The following is a 16,179-nucleotide window of genomic DNA, read 5'->3' on the forward strand; positions in this document are numbered from 1 at the left end:
TGCAGCCATCAACAGCTGCAGGTATTCGTTTGTCTGGTGCCGTCCTTGGCGCAGACTTCGGCTTGTCCGACTATTGCGTGTTTTTCCGTGATCAAGAATTTGACCAACATCAAATACAGAAAATGGAATGTTTGCTAAACTATTATCATGGCTCGAAAACTACAGAGCCTGGTGAAAGAGGAGGAAAGCAAATGTTGAAATTTTTCAGTGCAGGGTTAGTGGCTGCGGCTTTGGTGACGGGCGCTGGCATGGCATCTGCTCAGGCCATGCAAGGGTTCGGAGATCGTGATCAGGCACATGAAACCGATAACAGGGGACCTGATCGCGCTCACAAGGATGACGGCGAGAAATATGGCGACCGTGATCGGGATCAAGGGGCCGGTTTTGGGCGCGGAGGCGGTGACCGCGACTCTGTCGGAGCTCACGAACGTGGTGATGGCAACGGTGGTGGTCAAGGCGGGCCGATGGGTCCAAGTCGATAAGAACACGACGCCTGATGGCGACTGCCTTTAACAAGTAAGACTTGGTTGGAAACGCGTGCTGCCCCGATCATGTTTTTGGGGCAGCCTTCTTTTCGGCACCACCTTAAGTCCCATGGGCATGCTCCTGCAAAACGTGCAACGGCACGATGTCCAGCGCCCTTTGATGAGTCGACGTCAGATCGACCTGTGGCGCGCAGCCTTCGTCATGGGCCTGCAGAAAACGCGCGGCGCACAAGCACCATTTGTCGCCCGCATTTAGCCCGGAAAACCCGAACTCGGGTCGGGGCGTGCTCAGATCGTTGCCGACATATTTCGAAAATGCCAGGAATTCGGCTGTCATCACGGCGCAGACCGTGTGACTTCCGGCGTCCTGCGCGCAGGTGTTGCACTGCCCATCGCGAAAGAACCCAGTGAGCGGGTCGATTGAACACAAGCCCAGCGGGCCGCCAAGTACATTGATGCTGTCATCCGGTTTCATGAGGGATAGCTTACAGGCTTTCTGCGATCTTGCGGAACATTTCGATGTTACCGTCATGCACGCCGTCACCCCGGAACCCGCGATCTGCCCCGGTCGTGACAATCAGAACCCCGCGCGGCTGATCGAAATACAGGTATTGGCCATAAACGCCGCGTCCCAGAAACTCACCCGGGCGGGCATCGGCCTGGATCCACCATTGATAGCCATAGCCGATCTTGCCAGGCTCGGTCGGGGCCGAGGCCTGGGTCGACTCCGCGATCCAATCGGCGGGTACGATCTGCTGACCGTCGAGGGTGCCGTTTTGCAAGATCATCTGGCCAAACCGGGCGAAGTCGCGGGTCGTGAAATTCAGCCCACCCAGAACAAAGGCCACGCCGGCCCCATCGGTGACGTAGTACCCGTCATATTCCAGTCCCAGCGGGTGCAGGATCTTTTCGGCCAGCAATTCGGCAATCCCGCGGCCCGTCGCGCCACGGATCACCATGCCGATGACATGCGTATCGATAGATACATATTGCCACTTGTCGCCGGGGGCGGCGAAGCGGCCGGTGAAACTGGCCGTGAAATCATCCAGCGTTCCCCCCAGGGCAACAACCCGGCCCATTCGGTTGATGTCGGATTTGGGGTCAAAATAATCCTCGTCAAAGGTCACGCCGCTGGCCATGTTCAGCACGTTGCGGATGGTGGCGCCATCATAGGCGCTTCCAGTCAGTTGGGGCGCATATTTCACCACCGGGTCGTCGATGCTGTCGATTGCGCCCTCATCCAGCAGGACGCCGAACAATGCTGAGAGATAGCTTTTGGCGACCGACCATGAAATGCGCCGATCCTCTGGTCCGGTCCCCTGAAAGTACTCCTCGTACCGGATTTGACCGTCCTTCATCACCAGAAGCGACGTCACTTTGCGGTCAGTAATCCAGGCTTCGGTCCCGTCGGGCAGCGTAGTTTCAGCGCCATAGTCCAGTGGGCTGGTTGGGCCATTGCCACGATCCAGAGGTGCGGTCAGAAATGCCGATCCCATGTTCGAGAAGTTGTGCACGATCCGGTCTTCGTCAAACAGCGTATTGACAGTCCACAGGCGTTCGATCTGTTCACGTTTCCAGACACCAACGACGACAGCGGCCAGAACAATGGCCAGTATGATCCGGCCCAGCCATTTCCCGATTACACGCATGGATTCCCCCCTAAGCTTGGCGCAGCAGACTACGTGCAGCGTGTTGGTGCAATGCTAACCTGACGGCAAAGCTCAGGGCGCGTCCCACTGAACCCAGCGGCCGTGGAAATCCACCCGGCCCAGCGTGACGGTCTGATCCCCCGGCCACAGCCGCACCGTCAGCCCAGCACCGCCAGTGATCTCATCCGCTTCCATGCGCAACCACGCCAGAGGGCGGTCCGGGGTCGCCTGCGTTCCGGCGGTTTCGATCAGGGCGGTTCCGCGTTTCTGGCTTTCGGTCGGAAAATACTGCCACGCGATGGTGTGATAGATCAGGTGCACCTGGCCTTGGGGTTGTTGCGCCAGACGGCCTTCCAGCCAATCGATGGCATCGCCTTGGTCAACGATAGCGTCCTGCGCGGCGATAGCGGCACGGGTCAGTTGCATCCGGTGTGGTTGATCGGGCCAGAGGTAAGAAAACAATCGTAGCCCCTGATCAGGGGCTTTGGCGTTCAGCGGATTCAGATCGACTCCACGCCGCTCGGCCACTGTGATTTCGGCCTGCGCGGGCAAGGGGCCCGCCCAGTCGGGTTCCAGAACCAAAGCCGCGTCATCGGGGCCCAGCCGCCCGCCTGCCGTCTGCAGGGCAAATTTGTCCCATATCAGGTTCAGGCCAGCGCTTGCCCCCAGTTCCGAGACCATGAAGGGCAAATCATGGCGGACCGCAATCCAGTGTGCCGCCGGGATCAGTGCAGCACTCCGGCGAACTTCGTTGGTCTGCGGTGCGTTTTGCATCCAGTCGATCATGAAATCCTGATTTCGCTCCAACGCGGCCAGAACCTGTTTGGTCAGTTCGGCATCTGTCGGGTTTGCAGGGGGATAGACCGTCGCGAGATCCGGGTCACGTTCGGTCAGCACCAATGCATGCAGGCCGCCTGCAATCCGCAAGGGCAGGGACGCGCCGCCGGGGCCAATATCTCCGTTCCAGCTGGCGCAAAGCTGGCCCAAAGCGGTCTCTGTGGGCCACACATCGGCAAGGCTGGTCAGCAACCTTCCCATGAATGGGGATCCAAGCGCGGTGCAGGATCCGGCCTGAGACAAGAACGCGTCGGTCAGGGTCATTTGAATTTATCCACCAGTTTTTGAAACGCGTTGCGATCATCTGCGGGTGCAGGGTCAGGCTCGGCTTTGGGCGCCTTGGGCGCTGGCTTGGCCGGTTTCGGCGTGGTGGATGACCGGGGCGGGGCCGTACGCAAGGACACGGCATTCATGAACTTCCCGCCATCCCCGGCGGCAAGATGTGCGGCCCCATCGGAAATGCCGCGCAGTACATTTTCCAGCCAGTCTTCGTCGGCCTTGGCAAAGTCGTGCAGCACATAGGCCGACACCAGCTCTTTGCGACCCGGATGCCCGATCCCCAGCCGCACCCGACCATAGGTGTCGCCAAGATGCGAATGGAGCGACCGCAACCCATTATGCCCCGCATGTCCGCCGCCCTGTTTGACCCGGACCTTGCCGGGGGCAAGATCCAGTTCATCATGCAGTACGATGACGTCCTTGGGCGATAGCTTGTAAAACCGCATGGCTTCGCCAACGGATTGCCCTGACAGGTTCATGAACGTCTGCGGTTTAAGCAACAGCACCTTTTCCGAACCCAGCCGCCCTTCGCTGATCTCGGCCTGAAACTTGGCTTTCCACGGGCCAAACCCGTGATCGCTGGCGATCCGGTCCAGGGCCATGAAACCAATGTTATGCCGGTTGCGTTCGTATTTTCCGCCGGGGTTTCCCAGTCCGACCAAAAGCTTCATGCCATGTCCTGCGCTGATCAATAGGTGCACCATAGATGCACGGAAACCCGCGCGAACGCCAGTGCAGCCACAGCATTGTCAGCCATAATGTCCGAGTCAAACAGTCAGGTGCAAAGCAAGCCAAAAGCGATTTTTTCTTGAGTTTTTGCAGGTTTGCGGCAAACTCAGCGGTCTAAAGCAAAAAATGCAAAAAGCTGCAAGGCAGCGCCTCGCGCCCGTGTTGCAGGCCAAGCCAAGGCAGCGAAATTGGGAGGTTTCAATGCTCAGTCGACTGTCCATAGCTGCGTTTTTAACTATTTCGGCAAGTGTTCTTAATGCCCAGGTTGTTCCAACTCATGAAGCCGCCGAAGGCTCATTCGCGGATAAACCGTATTCACCTTATGCCAACCGAACGTTTCCCGAACGCCCCCTGTGGGGTGAGACGCACCTGCATACAGGGCTGTCATTGGATGCCGGAGCCTTCGGCAATATCCTGAGACCGGATGACGCCTGGCGTTTTGCCAAAGGCGAGCAGGTAGTGTCTTCGACAGGGCAACCGGTCCGATTGAGCCGGCCACTGGATTGGATGGTTCTGACCGACCACACCGATTTGATGGGGTTTGCGCCGGATCTGCAGACCGGCAAGCCTGAAATTCTGGCCGACCCTAAGGGGCGGGAATGGTACGAAGGCTATTCTGAAGGTGGCGAAGCGGCGGGCAAGTCGGCCTTCGATCTTATCACAAACTTTTCGCAGATGACGCTGCCCAAAGCGATCGTCGATGCATACAGCCCGGGGTCAGATGCGTTCTCTTATATTTGGGAAGAGATCGTTCTGGCTGCCGAGCAGCATAATGACCCGGGCCGGTTCACGGCGTTCATCGGGTTTGAATGGACCTCGGTTCCCAAAGGGTTCAATCTGCACCGTAATGTGATGCTGCGCGACGGCCCGATGCGTGCCCTTCAGGTGGTGCCACCGGTGACGCAGCCGCCGCTGGGCGATACTGACCCGCATTCGTTGTATCGATGGCTCGAGGCGTATCAGGACAAAACCGGCGGGCGCGCCGTCGCGTTTTCGCACAATGGCAACCTGTCGAACGGGTGGATGTTCCCAACGGAAGATACCTATCACGGCGGCAAGGTTGATGCTGAGTATGTCGAGCTGCGTGCAAAATGGGAGCCCCACTACGAAATCACCCAGATCAAAGGCGATGGCGAGGCACACCCCGTTCTTAGCCCCGAAGATGAATTCGCCGACTATGAAAACTGGGACGTCGGCAATCTTGATCTAACCGAACTGAAGACGCCGGACATGTTGGGCCGTGAATATGCCCGCGAGGCGTTGAAACAGGGTTTGGCGTTGGAAGCCAAGCTGGGCACGAACCCCTACAAGTTCGGAGTGGGCGGGGCGACGGACAGCCATACATCCCTGACCACCGCCGAAGAAGATAACTTCTTCAGCAAATCCGTGAGTGTTGAACCCTCGCCAACCCGCATCGAACACCCGTTCATTGCCAGTGATCTTGGACGGATCGAAGGTCACAAGCTGGTCGCGTCGGGCTATACCGGTGTCTGGGCGCAAGAAAACACCCGCGCCGCGATCTTTGATGCGTTCAAGCGGCGGGAAACCTATGCCACGACAGGCCCCCGGATTGGTTTGCGGTTCTTTGGGGGCTGGCAGTACACCGACAATGATTTGCGTACCCGGTCAGTGGCTGAGTCAGGGTATACCAAGGGCGTGCCCATGGGGTCAGATTTGCGACCGCGTGAAGGCGACGGCGCTCCGACCTTCCTAATTGCCGCTTTGCGGGATCCGATCGGGGCCAATCTGGACCGTATTCAAGTCATCAAGGGCTGGATGGATGCAGACGGGGCCTTGCATGAAAAGGTCTTCGATGTGGCTTGGTCTGGTGATCGTGAGGTTGGTGCTGACGGCAAGTTGCCCGAGGTTGGCAACACCGTCGATATTGAAACCGCAAGCTGGCAAAACTCGATCGGCGCTTCGGAATTGACCGCGGTCTGGACGGACCCCGAGTTCGATCCCGAAGAGCGGGCGTTCTATTACACCCGGGTTCTTGAAATCCCGACACCGCGCTGGGTCGTTTATGACAAGCTGCGCTTTGGGATCGAGCTTCCAGAGGAGGCTCAGTTGATCCATCAGGAACGGGCGTATTCGTCGCCGATCTGGTACACGCCAGCCAGCTAAGCGAACCACGCAAACGAAAAACGGGGCCCGCAAGGGCCCCGTTTCATATGAATACCTGTCGCGAAGATTACTCTTCTGCAGCGGTCTCGACTTCGGCGTCGGCTTCGGCCTCTTCGTCGTCGCTTGATCCAAGCCCAGCAGGGGCCGCGAGGTTGGCAACCACAAAATCACGGTCGATGGTCGGCTTGCTGCCGGAAGGCAATGTGATCGACGAAATGGTCACCGTATCACCGATTTCCAGACCGGCCAGATCGACGGTCAGTTTTTCGGGGATGTCACCGGCGGTCACGATCAGTTCGATCTCGGGGCGGACAACGGTCAGCATGCCACCCTTTTTGATGCCGGGGGCTTCTTCTTCGTTGATGAACTCAACCGGGATGAACAGGTTGATCTTGGTGTTGCGGCGCAGGCGCATCAGGTCCAGGTGCGTCGGCAGGTCTTTGACCACGTCGCGCTGAACGTCGCGGCAAATGACACGGACGTCATCGTGGCCTTCAACCTTCAGGTTGAACAATGTCGACTTGAAGCGGCCTGCTTTCAGGCGCTTGAACAGAACATTGAACGGGATGTTAATCGGGAGCGGATCAACGTCGCCACCAAAAACAATCCCTGGAACCATGCCGTCGCGGCGTGCCTGACGAGCGGCGCCCTTGCCTGTCCCCGTCCGTTCCAGAGCTTCGAGATCAGGAATCTCACCAGCCATGTGTATATCTCCAAAGTTAGGGCGGGCATCCTCCAAGGCTGTATGCCCGCGTGAAGCTTGGCCGTATAAATCCTTTGGATGGAAATGCAAGGCGATTCCGGTGACCATGATAAGCGCGATCAGATCTGGTTGACCAGATGCCCGCCAGCAGCGACGACCTTTTCATACAATGCATATTCGTCGCAGCGTTCGGCTTTAAGCCGGGCACGCAGATCGTCACTTAACGGCGCGTCCACAGGCGGTGAAACATTCTTGCGCTTGAGGGAGAATGTCTCGCCAAATCTGTCTTGCAAGAACGCGGCCAGTTTTTCTGGCTGCTCATAGGCAAACAGGTGGTGGACCAACAGCGCCTTTCGGGCGGATGTCAGGATGCGGAACTGGCTCCCGATCCGGGCGTGACGGGGGGACTGATCGCTAAGAACGTCTTGTACAAACTGGTCAAAGCTCAGGAAATGGGTTGTCCGTTTCGGGTCTTTTAGACTGTCGCGCATCCGGTATCGATACCAACTGCGTAACTGTTCTTCGGGGTGGCGAATCACGGCGAAGCGGTCTGGCGTCGCTCCGAATGTCTTATCCAGAAACGGAGCAATCTGGCGATGGAACCGCTGCGCGGTCAGGTGTTTGCGATCACGCGCTAAAATGATGTCGGCCTTGCGCGACAACGCCGTTTCGATCGCCGTGGTCCCGGTTTTGGGCACGGCGATGAACACAAGGGACTGCTTCAGAAAAATCAACATGATCCGGACCATCGTTTTTGTCACCCGCCGTGTCGAATCTTCGGAAATACCGGCAGGGCAGGGAATGTGTCAGTCTTGCCATGATCCTTCGAAGTTTCGGGGAATCAAAAGGTTATGGCGACCCAGATCTGTTACTGATTTCTCGCCGCATAACGCCATCGTGGTGTCCAGTTCCTTGTGGATCACGTCCAGAGCCGTTGTCACACCCTGCTTGCCCATCGCCCCAAGCCCATAAACGAACGCACGACCGATCATCGTCCCCTTGGCGCCCAATGCGACGGCCTTGAGCACGTCCTGACCCGACCGGATACCGCTATCCAGGTGCACTTCGATTTCGTCGCCGACGGCATCCATGATCTGCGGCAGCATCCGGATCGAGCTGAGCGCGCCATCCAACTGCCGACCGCCATGGTTTGAAACAACAATAGCATCGGCGCCAACTTTGGCCGCCATCTTGGCATCTTCGGCGTCAAGAATGCCCTTGATGATCATCTTGCCGCCCCACATCTCTTTAAGCTGCGCGATCCGCGCCCAGTCAAGCGACTGGTCAAACGCTCCCGCTGTCCATGAAGACAACGACGACGCATCATCTACTCCGGCGGCATGGCCGACGATGTTGCCAAAGAACCGGCGCTTGGTCCCAAGCATTTCCAGCCCCCATGGCACCTTGGTCATCATGTTGGCGATTGATTTCGGGGTCAGCTTTGGCGGGGCGGACAGGCCGTTCTTCAGATCCTTGTGCCGCTGGCCCATGATCTGAAGATCGACGGTTACAACGATGGCCGAACACTTGGCAGCGCGCGCGCGTTCCAGCAAACGGCGCATGAAATCATCATCCTTCAGTGTATAGACCTGAAACCAGAATGGTTTCTTGGTGTGCTCGGCCACGTCTTCGATCGAACAGATTGACATGGTCGACAAAGTGAAGGGAACACCGAATTCCTCGGCGGCCTGCGCTGCTTTGATTTCACCATCTGCATTCTGCATGCCGGTTAGCCCAACAGGGGCCAGTGCCACCGGCATCGAGACATCTTCGCCGATCATCTGGCTGTTTGTTGTGCGCCCGGTCATGTCCACCGCCACGCGTTGACGCAGGCGGATCTGGTCAAAATCGGTGGTGTTTTCGCGGAAGGTCTGTTCGGTCCAGCTGCCGCTTTCGGCATAGTCATAGAACATGCGTGGCACGCGGCGCTCATAGATCCGCTTTAGGTCCTGAATGTTGGTGATCACGGGCATGACGGACGGGCTCCTTCGACTGGTAAGAATTGATTACCAATCGAGGGGTGCATTGTCTATGCGCCAGATTGGCCTGTCAGATCGTCTCAACCGCGCCCTTGTAGACTTCGACGATGTGCTTGTCGGCTGCTGCTGCAAGGGTTGCGATCTCTTTGCGTTGATCGGCTGAAAGAACACCTTCTTCAGGTGCGGCATCAATGGCGGCCAGATCGTGATCGCGCGCGACATTGAAAGCGGTTCGTCTGCCCGACTCCTCGTAATCGTCCCGACCAACACGTGGGCAAATTTCGGGCACCTGCTTGTCGCGACAGCCGTGGACGGTGTGGTCGCTGTCCAGGAAATGACCGCCGACCGAGACATTCAGCATTTCCTGCCAGTTCAGGCTGGCCTCGTCGATTTGCGGTGGTCGGGTGAAGCGGCGCATCATTGTGCCCATTTCCTTGTCCAGAACCGCCTGCACCGGGCAGAACACGGTGGCGCATTCCAGCTGGCCGACGCCGCCAAGGATGTCAGCCCCGGCCAAGGCCCCGGTCTGCATCAGGAACGCCCGGTCGGCCATCGACTGGTGATCGCTGTCTGGCGTATCCGCCCCTGAGCCATAGGTGCGCGCGACAAGGCCAAAGCCCTGTTTGACCAATTGAATCGACAGGCTGGCGGCCTGAATGGCCTCGACGCTGGATTGCAGGGCGCTGCCGGTGGGCATGTCCAGCGCGAACATCAGCGGCGTTGCGATGACCGGGGTGCCGGGGGCCAGAACATGTGCCATTGTCACCATTCCGACCACTTCGGCGGGGGCCATCAGGGCGGCGGCAGAGGGGAAAAGAGGCCCGGTTCCACCTGCGCTGGGCAGCGAGCAGGCGTGGACGGGAACACCGTAGTGGCCTGCCTGAATGATCACCTCGGTATCCACGAACTTGAACTCAAGCGGAGAGAACGGGCAGGTGATAACGCTGGTTGACGGATTGCCGCGCAACGCGTCTTCGCCACCCGCAGCCGCGGCGGCGATTTTCATCAGATATTCAACGTTATTCTCTTGATAGGGCTGCATCCAGACGTGTTTGTGGGTGTTCGCCGAGATCCGTCCATAAGAATGGATATCGGCGGTGATTTCGGGCACGCCATGCACACAGGGGTGCGCGATGAACCCGACCTTATCCAGCGTGTTGGCTACGGCGGCTATTTCGCCTGCAGCGGTCAGATCCATGTTGTAATAAGACGCATCGCGCGGGTTCACATAGCCATGCGCGCCGGTACCGGTGCGCAGAATAAAACTGCCATCCGTGCGCGGTAGTTCCATGTCGAGCGCGCGGGTTTTGTCGCTGAGGCGAATGGATTTTGGCGCATTGGCCAAAGCCTCGGCCACCAGTTCGCGCGGAAAGCGCAGGCGCCCGGCTTCGGTTCCTTCGCAGGCTCCGGCGCGCAGCAAGGCTGCTTTGACCGTCGGATGCACGATCATCACGCCGTAATCTTCCGGCAGGGACAGAACCCAATTCTACATGAAATCCAGGCGGTCGGCATCCAGAAAGCCGAACGTGGCTCGGAATGTCATCATCGGATCAAGGGTAAAGGCATCCGCAGCGCCACGGGTGACAGGCGGATTATTTCGTCCACGGCGTTTGTGTGGGGCAGGGGGCGTGTTCGGTCATGTCGGCACCTCAGTTTGACGCGAAGAACGTGGCACACACCTATTTGGCTCACTGCCTGCCGACTTGAGCTTTGATTTTGATAGCAGAAAGCGTCTTCAGCTCAAAGAAATATCAGGCCGAGTGCGCGCCGTCGGACAGAGTCTTGACGAAAGCAAGCACTTCTTCGACCGGTTTGCCCGCGCCGATCTGACTGACGATGGCAGAGCCGACGACTGCGCCATCTGCGACCGAAGCGATGGCGCGCGACTTTTCGGGCGTGTTTATTCCAAAGCCGACGATGACGGGCAGGTCGGTCTTGGACTTGATCCGGGACACTTCGGGGGCAACATCAACCGAATCCGCTTCGCCTGCGCCAGTGATGCCGGTGATCGAGACATAGTACACAAAGCCAGATGTGTTCTGCAGCACACGCGGCAGGCGTTTGTCATCCGTCGTCGGCGTGGCCAGACGGATAAAGTTAAGGCCTGCTGCCTGCGCCGGGATACACAATTCTTCGTCTTCTTCGGGCGGCAGGTCGACCACAATCAGCCCGTCAATCCCGGCGGCCTTGGCATCAACCAGAAACGTGTCGACACCTCGGTTATAGATCGGGTTGTAGTATCCCATCAGCACGATTGGCGTGGTGTCATCAGTTTCGCGGAACCTGCGGGCAAGGTCCAGCGTGCGCTCAAGCGTCATGCCTGCATCCAATGCGCGCTGTCCGGCCAACTGGATTGTCGGGCCGTCTGCCATCGGATCGGTAAAGGGTAACCCCAGTTCGATAACATCGACCCCGGCACTAGGCAGGCCTTTGACCACGTCCAGTGAAGTATCGAAATCCGGATCGCCGGCCATGACATAGGCAACGAACGCCTTGCGGCCTGCGGTGTTAAGGGCGGCGAACTTGGCGTCAATCCGGGTCATCGTGGAATCCTTTGCAAAAACCATCCGCCCTGATGTGCAGAAACTGACCGGGAAAATCAATCCCACGATCTGTTCTGGTGCTTTGATTCTCTTCACACCCTGGATATGAATTTTTTTCGACAACTTTCCCCTTTGTTCATAATTAACACCCCCATAATGATTACGGCGGGATGCAGCGGGATCTGTTTGTAATGGTGCAGTATGTGGTTTGGGCTCTCACTGAGAGCGATGTTTTGTTTTCCGGCAGTGCCGAGCGTGATGGCGTGATGCAGGGCAATGGCAGCCATCGCGTTGGACAAACCATGACGGTTGATTCTTCGCAATGGACCCCGATTGACATAACTGGGGCTGAATTCGCGTTTCAAGGCTGCGACAACCGGACCCTGACGACGGCACAAACATTCGGCGGGGTGACCTACGGGGCCGGAACGCGCGTCGAAGCTGAGTATTCTTTCGTCGTGTCTCAAGGGGCAGAAAACTGGACGGTGACATCGTTCAATTTTGTCACGACATCGCCAGAATTTCGGGCCGCCGAAGGCATCGCGATTGCTGGCACGGCCCCGCCCCCCACGGGCGTTCCGCTGCGCATCGTCAACGCTCAGGAAGGCCCCGGTGTTTTTGCGTCTTCCCATTTTACCCCTCCCTGTTTCGTCGCCGGATCGCGTATTGCCACGGATCGTGGTCTGAAATCTGTGGAAACCCTGGTTGAGGGGGATCGCGTTTTGACGCGGGACAGTGGCTATCAACCGGTTCTGAGTGCAATCCGGCGCAAGTTCTGGGCCGTTGGGAAATGCGCCCCGATCGAGATCGCAGCCGGTGTTCTGGGGGCCGAAAGTGCTGTTCGGGTTTCGCAGCGTCATCGTCTTCTGGTGGGGGACCGGACAGGACCAAGCTTCGCCGGGTTGCCCGAAGCGTTTGCAATGGCCGGTGATCTGGAGAATGGCACAACGATCCGCAAGATCGAGGGCGGGCGGGTCGAATATGTTCATCTGCTTTTGCCACAGCATTCTGTTATCTTGTCGGACGGCATGTGGAGCGAAAGCTTTTTCCCGGGCGATGTCGCGCAGGGCGAGCTTACATCGTCGCATCAGGCCGAGATCCAATCCTGTATGGATCAGTATGGAATCGACACCTTCGGATCTCTTGCCCGGCCTATGGTGCACAAGTCCGAAGCCCTCGCGGCGGCCTGATTTCTGGCCCGCCTTGCGTGCGCCCGCTCAAAGCCCTAGAACGCGCCACATCGATAGTGGGAGGCCGGTATGGGCTTTAAGATGGGGATTGTGGGTCTGCCGAATGTGGGCAAATCCACGCTGTTCAATGCGTTGACGAAAACCGCTGCGGCGCAAGCGGCGAATTTCCCGTTCTGCACCATAGAACCCAACGTGGGCGAAGTCGGCGTGCCCGACGCCCGGTTGGACAAGCTGGCCGCAATCGCCCAGTCCAAACAGATTATTCCGACCCGGATGACATTTGTCGACATCGCAGGGCTGGTCAAGGGCGCCTCAAAAGGCGAGGGGCTTGGAAACCAGTTTTTGGCCAATATCCGCGAGGTCGATGCGATCGCGCATGTGCTGCGCTGCTTTGAGGACGGCGACGTGACCCATGTCGAGGGGCGTGTGGACCCGGTGGCCGACGCTGAAACCATCGAAACCGAATTGATGCTGGCCGATCTGGAATCGATCGAAAAGCGCCGCGCCAATCTGGTGCGCAAGCTCAAAGGCAACGACAAGGAAGCCCAACAGCAGGACCGATTGTTGGCCGAAGCGCTGGCGATGCTGGAAGAAGGTAAGCCCGCGCGTCTGGTCGAAGTGGATGCCGAAGACGCCAAAGCATGGCAGATGCTGCAACTGCTGACGACCAAACCGGTGCTTTATGTCTGCAACGTCGCCGAAGATGAAGCCGCCGAAGGCAACGCGCATTCTGCCCGTGTGGCCGAGATGGCAGCCGCCGAAGGCAACTCGCATGTCGTTATCTCGGCGCAGATCGAAGAAGAGATCAGCCAGCTTGAAGATGACGAGGCGCAGATGTTCCTTGAAGAAATGGGGCTGGAAGAAGCTGGGTTGGACCGATTGATCCGGGCCGGATACGAGCTTTTGCATCTTGAAACCTATTTCACCGTTGGCCCGAAAGAGGCCCGCGCCTGGACCATCCGCCAAGGAACCTCGGCCCCGCAGGCGGCGGGTGTCATCCATGGTGATTTCGAAAAGGGTTTCATCCGCGCCGAAACGATCGCTTTTGACGATTTTATCGCCTGCAATGGCGAACAGGGAGCGAAAGAAGCCGGAAAAATGCGCGCGGAAGGCAAAGCGTACATTGTCAAGGACGGGGACGTGTTGCACTTTTTGTTCAACACCTGACCCTGACGATGACCTGCTTTGCTGTCAGGTCAGAACCAACTTTATGGCAAAGCCCACACCGGCTAGCACCGCAACGCCTGCCAGCCAAAGGCCGAGAAACCATAACAACTGAGTGGAACCGGGTTTCGGGGCCATCAGTGGTATCCCTTGTTCGCGTCGATCCTGCCGCAAAAAAAACCAATACGCGTATGCCGTATAGCTCAGGATCAGTGGGACCAGTATGGCCGCGCCAACCAAGACGAAAGCCAAGCTTTTGTCGGGCGCCGCAGCTTGCACAATGGTGATATCAGGGGACCCGATCATCGGGTAAAACCCAACGCCGATTCCAATGAAAGAGATACGAACAGGCCAAGCGTCGAAAAGAACGGTTGCACGTCGCGGCCAGATCTCAGCCCAGAGAACAGAAACACGGCAAGCCCCAATACCAGCACCGGAACACTGAATGTGAACAGAAATTGCGGAAAGGCCCGCCATCGATCCAGATAGGCCGATACCAGCAATGGGGTCACGATGGTGACGGCAGTGATAAAGGTCAACGTGGCGACCGCCAAAACCCTGGCAAAGGCGCGCATCTAGGCTTGCAGATCTCCCTCGGTTTTGAGGATCAGCCATGTCGCCCCCAACAGCCCATATCCCACCACAACTGCCAGCCCGGTGAACACCGAAAATAGTGTTGTCAGCCAGTCAAGCCATCCACCGGAATAGGCCCGCCCTTCGACTTCAATACCCTGCAGCAAGGCGCCCAAAGCCATTCCCTGACACATCGCGGCGACAGTTGAGTCGCCACAAACAGCGGCGTCCCAGACGGACCTCCATTCGGTGGTCCGCCAGCGGAATTCAAAGGACACGCCGGGAAACACCAATCCAAGCAGCATCAGCATGATCGGCATATAGAATGCGGGCATGACAATTGCGCAAGCCAAAGGGAACGTTGCGAACAACCCGCCGCGGCCAAGCAGAAGCCAGGTCTCGTTTCCGTCCCAGACCGGGGCCACTGAATTCATCATCGTGTTGCGATTCTGCTCTGTCCGGGCAAATGGAAACAGAATGCCCAGCCCCAGATCAAAGCCGTCCAGAATGACATAGGTCAGAACCGCAAAGGCAATCAGCTCGGCCCAGATGTTTGCCAGATCAAAGACCAAGGTGTCCGCCCCCGTTTGCCCGATCAGCCTCAGCCCCGCCCGATGATCTATGTGCGCTGCCGGTGGCGCGCAGCAGGCCATCTCGCAACCCCGGTCAAGGAGTGGAAGGGCGGTGGTTCATCAGGCGCAAGATGTAAACTGTTCCGGCCCCTAAAACGAAGAAATAGACAACAATGAAGGCGATCAGAGAGGCCGCCACTGCAGGAGCCTTAACCGGAGCCAGAGACTCGGATGTGCGCAGCAATTCGTACACCGTATAGGGTTGTCGCCCAACTTTGGTTGTGATCCACCCGGCAAGCACGGCAATAAATCCCGACGGGCCCATGACAACGGCTGCGCGCAACAGCCAGGGCCAGTCAAACAATCGCAACCTGTAACGAGCCCAGGCACTGACCGGCGCCAACGCCAGCATCGCCATCCCAACGGCGACCATCACGCGGAAACTGAAAAAGACGATTGCCACCGGTGGCCATTCGGTTTTCGGAAATTCATTCAATCCCCGGATCTGATCGTGCAGCGTGTGCGTCAGGATCAAAGACGCCAGATAAGGAATTTCTATTGCATAATCCAACCGGCCATCGGTCGTGTTTGGGATACCGAACAGCGCCAAAGGTTGATTGCCGCTTGAGTGATGTTCAAAATGCCCTTCCATCGCAGCCACCTTGATCGGCTGATGCTCGAGCGTATTGAGGCCGTGTTGGTCGCCCGCCAACATCTGAAGCGGGGCAAACAGAACTGCAGTCCACATCGCCATCGAAAAAGACCGACGTGACTCGGGGTCTGTCCTGTCGCGCAACAAATGCAATGCGCTGACGGCGCCGACGACAAACGCCACCGTAAGGTAGGCAGCCAGAACCATGTGGACCAGCCGATACAGAAACGACGGATTGAAAATGATTGCCAGCCAATCATCGGGCATGAACTGGCCGTTTTCATTTATCACATACCCGGCTGGTGTCTGCATCCAGCTGTTGACGCTCAAAATCCATGTGGCCGACACAAAAGTTCCAATCGCAACCATCGTCGTGGCGGCCATATGCAGTTTGTTACCGACCCGGTCACGCCCGAACAACATGATGCCAAGAAGCCCGGCCTCCAGAAAAAAAGGGCCGACATCACTTCATAGGCCATTAAAGGCCCTAGGGTCAGGACTCGTTCTTGTCTCTGAGCCTCCCCCTTTGAAGTGGTCCGCCCCTATGATTAGGAAAGCTGAGGATCAGAGATGGCCATTAAAAGACCCAAGCCCGAAGAGATTGTCGTGAAGTTGCGGCAGGTTGAAGTTCTGATGGGGCAAGGGATGCCCCGGATTGATGCGATCAGACAGATCGGAGTGACGGAACAAACCTATTACC

13 protein-coding genes and 3 pseudogenes are annotated in these 16,179 nt (G+C 57.8%); 5 read left to right on the top strand and 11 right to left on the bottom strand.

What is annotated here, in order from left to right:
- Positions 1–29: 29 nt before the first annotated feature.
- Entirely contained in the window at positions 30–482 is a 453-nt protein-coding gene (locus tag FOY56_RS20995; RefSeq protein WP_146348117.1) for a hypothetical protein, read from the top strand.
- Positions 483–585: 103 nt separating this feature from the next.
- Here the strand turns inward: FOY56_RS20995 and FOY56_RS21000 are convergent, their stop codons facing one another.
- The 4 genes from FOY56_RS21000 to pth all read right to left on the bottom strand — a co-directional run bounded on the left by FOY56_RS21000 (position 586) and on the right by pth (position 3,921).
- Positions 586–960 (bottom strand): DUF2237 family protein, encoded by a 375-nt coding sequence (locus tag FOY56_RS21000; RefSeq protein ID WP_146348118.1) that lies wholly within the window; start codon positions 958–960, stop codon positions 586–588.
- A gap of 10 nt (positions 961–970) precedes the next feature.
- Positions 971–2,134 carry a serine hydrolase domain-containing protein gene (locus FOY56_RS21005; protein ID WP_146348119.1) on the bottom strand — a complete coding sequence of 388 codons (1,164 nt, stop codon included), beginning with the start codon at positions 2,132–2,134 and terminating at the stop codon, positions 971–973.
- A gap of 72 nt (positions 2,135–2,206) precedes the next feature.
- Positions 2,207–3,235, bottom strand: coding sequence for a DUF2332 domain-containing protein (locus FOY56_RS21010; protein ID WP_146348120.1), 1,029 nt, complete (start codon positions 3,233–3,235; stop codon positions 2,207–2,209).
- Complete coding sequence (pth, locus tag FOY56_RS21015) at positions 3,232–3,921, bottom strand: aminoacyl-tRNA hydrolase (protein WP_146348121.1); 690 nt, start codon at positions 3,919–3,921, stop codon at positions 3,232–3,234. Before pth ends, FOY56_RS21010 begins: the two co-directional genes overlap by 4 nt.
- A 259-nt stretch (positions 3,922–4,180) precedes the next feature.
- Here pth and FOY56_RS21020 point away from each other — a divergent pair, with 259 nt between their 5' ends.
- A complete protein-coding gene (locus FOY56_RS21020) occupies positions 4,181–6,103 on the top strand; it encodes a DUF3604 domain-containing protein (RefSeq protein WP_146348122.1) in 1,923 nt (640 codons plus the stop codon).
- A gap of 67 nt (positions 6,104–6,170) precedes the next feature.
- On the opposite strand, the gene FOY56_RS21025 is transcribed toward FOY56_RS21020, so the two are convergent.
- The 5 genes from FOY56_RS21025 to trpA form a co-directional block, all read right to left on the bottom strand.
- A complete protein-coding gene (locus tag FOY56_RS21025) occupies positions 6,171–6,806 on the bottom strand; it encodes a 50S ribosomal protein L25/general stress protein Ctc (protein ID WP_146348123.1) in 636 nt (211 codons plus the stop codon).
- 119 nt (positions 6,807–6,925) lie between these two features.
- A complete protein-coding gene (locus FOY56_RS21030; protein WP_146348124.1) occupies positions 6,926–7,543 on the bottom strand; it encodes a sulfotransferase family protein in 618 nt (205 codons plus the stop codon).
- A gap of 69 nt (positions 7,544–7,612) precedes the next feature.
- Positions 7,613–8,779: an alpha-hydroxy acid oxidase gene (locus FOY56_RS21035; protein WP_146348125.1), complete on the bottom strand. Its 1,167-nt coding sequence runs from the start codon at positions 8,777–8,779 to the stop codon at positions 7,613–7,615.
- Positions 8,780–8,855: 76 nt separating this feature from the next.
- A complete protein-coding gene (locus tag FOY56_RS21040) occupies positions 8,856–10,238 on the bottom strand; it encodes a trimethylamine methyltransferase family protein (RefSeq protein WP_281288848.1) in 1,383 nt (460 codons plus the stop codon).
- A 298-nt stretch (positions 10,239–10,536) separates the two neighbouring features.
- Positions 10,537–11,328: a tryptophan synthase subunit alpha gene (gene trpA, locus FOY56_RS21045; protein WP_146348127.1), complete on the bottom strand. Its 792-nt coding sequence runs from the start codon at positions 11,326–11,328 to the stop codon at positions 10,537–10,539.
- A gap of 170 nt (positions 11,329–11,498) precedes the next feature.
- Between trpA and FOY56_RS21050 the strand changes: the two genes are divergently transcribed.
- Complete coding sequence (locus FOY56_RS21050; protein WP_146348128.1) at positions 11,499–12,518, top strand: Hint domain-containing protein; 1,020 nt, start codon at positions 11,499–11,501, stop codon at positions 12,516–12,518.
- A gap of 69 nt (positions 12,519–12,587) precedes the next feature.
- Entirely contained in the window at positions 12,588–13,685 is a 1,098-nt protein-coding gene (gene ychF / locus FOY56_RS21055) for a redox-regulated ATPase YchF (RefSeq protein ID WP_146348129.1), read from the top strand.
- 134 nt (positions 13,686–13,819) lie between these two features.
- Here the strand turns inward: ychF and cydB are convergent.
- Positions 13,820–14,827: pseudogene (cydB, locus tag FOY56_RS21060) on the bottom strand (cytochrome d ubiquinol oxidase subunit II).
- A gap of 97 nt (positions 14,828–14,924) precedes the next feature.
- Positions 14,925–15,970, bottom strand: a pseudogene (locus tag FOY56_RS21065) (cytochrome ubiquinol oxidase subunit I); the annotation flags it as partial.
- A 79-nt stretch (positions 15,971–16,049) separates the two neighbouring features.
- Between FOY56_RS21065 and FOY56_RS21070 the strand changes: the two are divergent.
- Positions 16,050–16,179 (top strand): annotated as a pseudogene (locus FOY56_RS21070) (IS3 family transposase); the annotation flags it as partial.

The sequence above is a fragment of the Falsiphaeobacter marinintestinus genome, from assembly GCF_007923355.1.
GTDB lineage: Bacteria > Pseudomonadota > Alphaproteobacteria > Rhodobacterales > Rhodobacteraceae > Phaeobacter_A > Phaeobacter_A marinintestinus.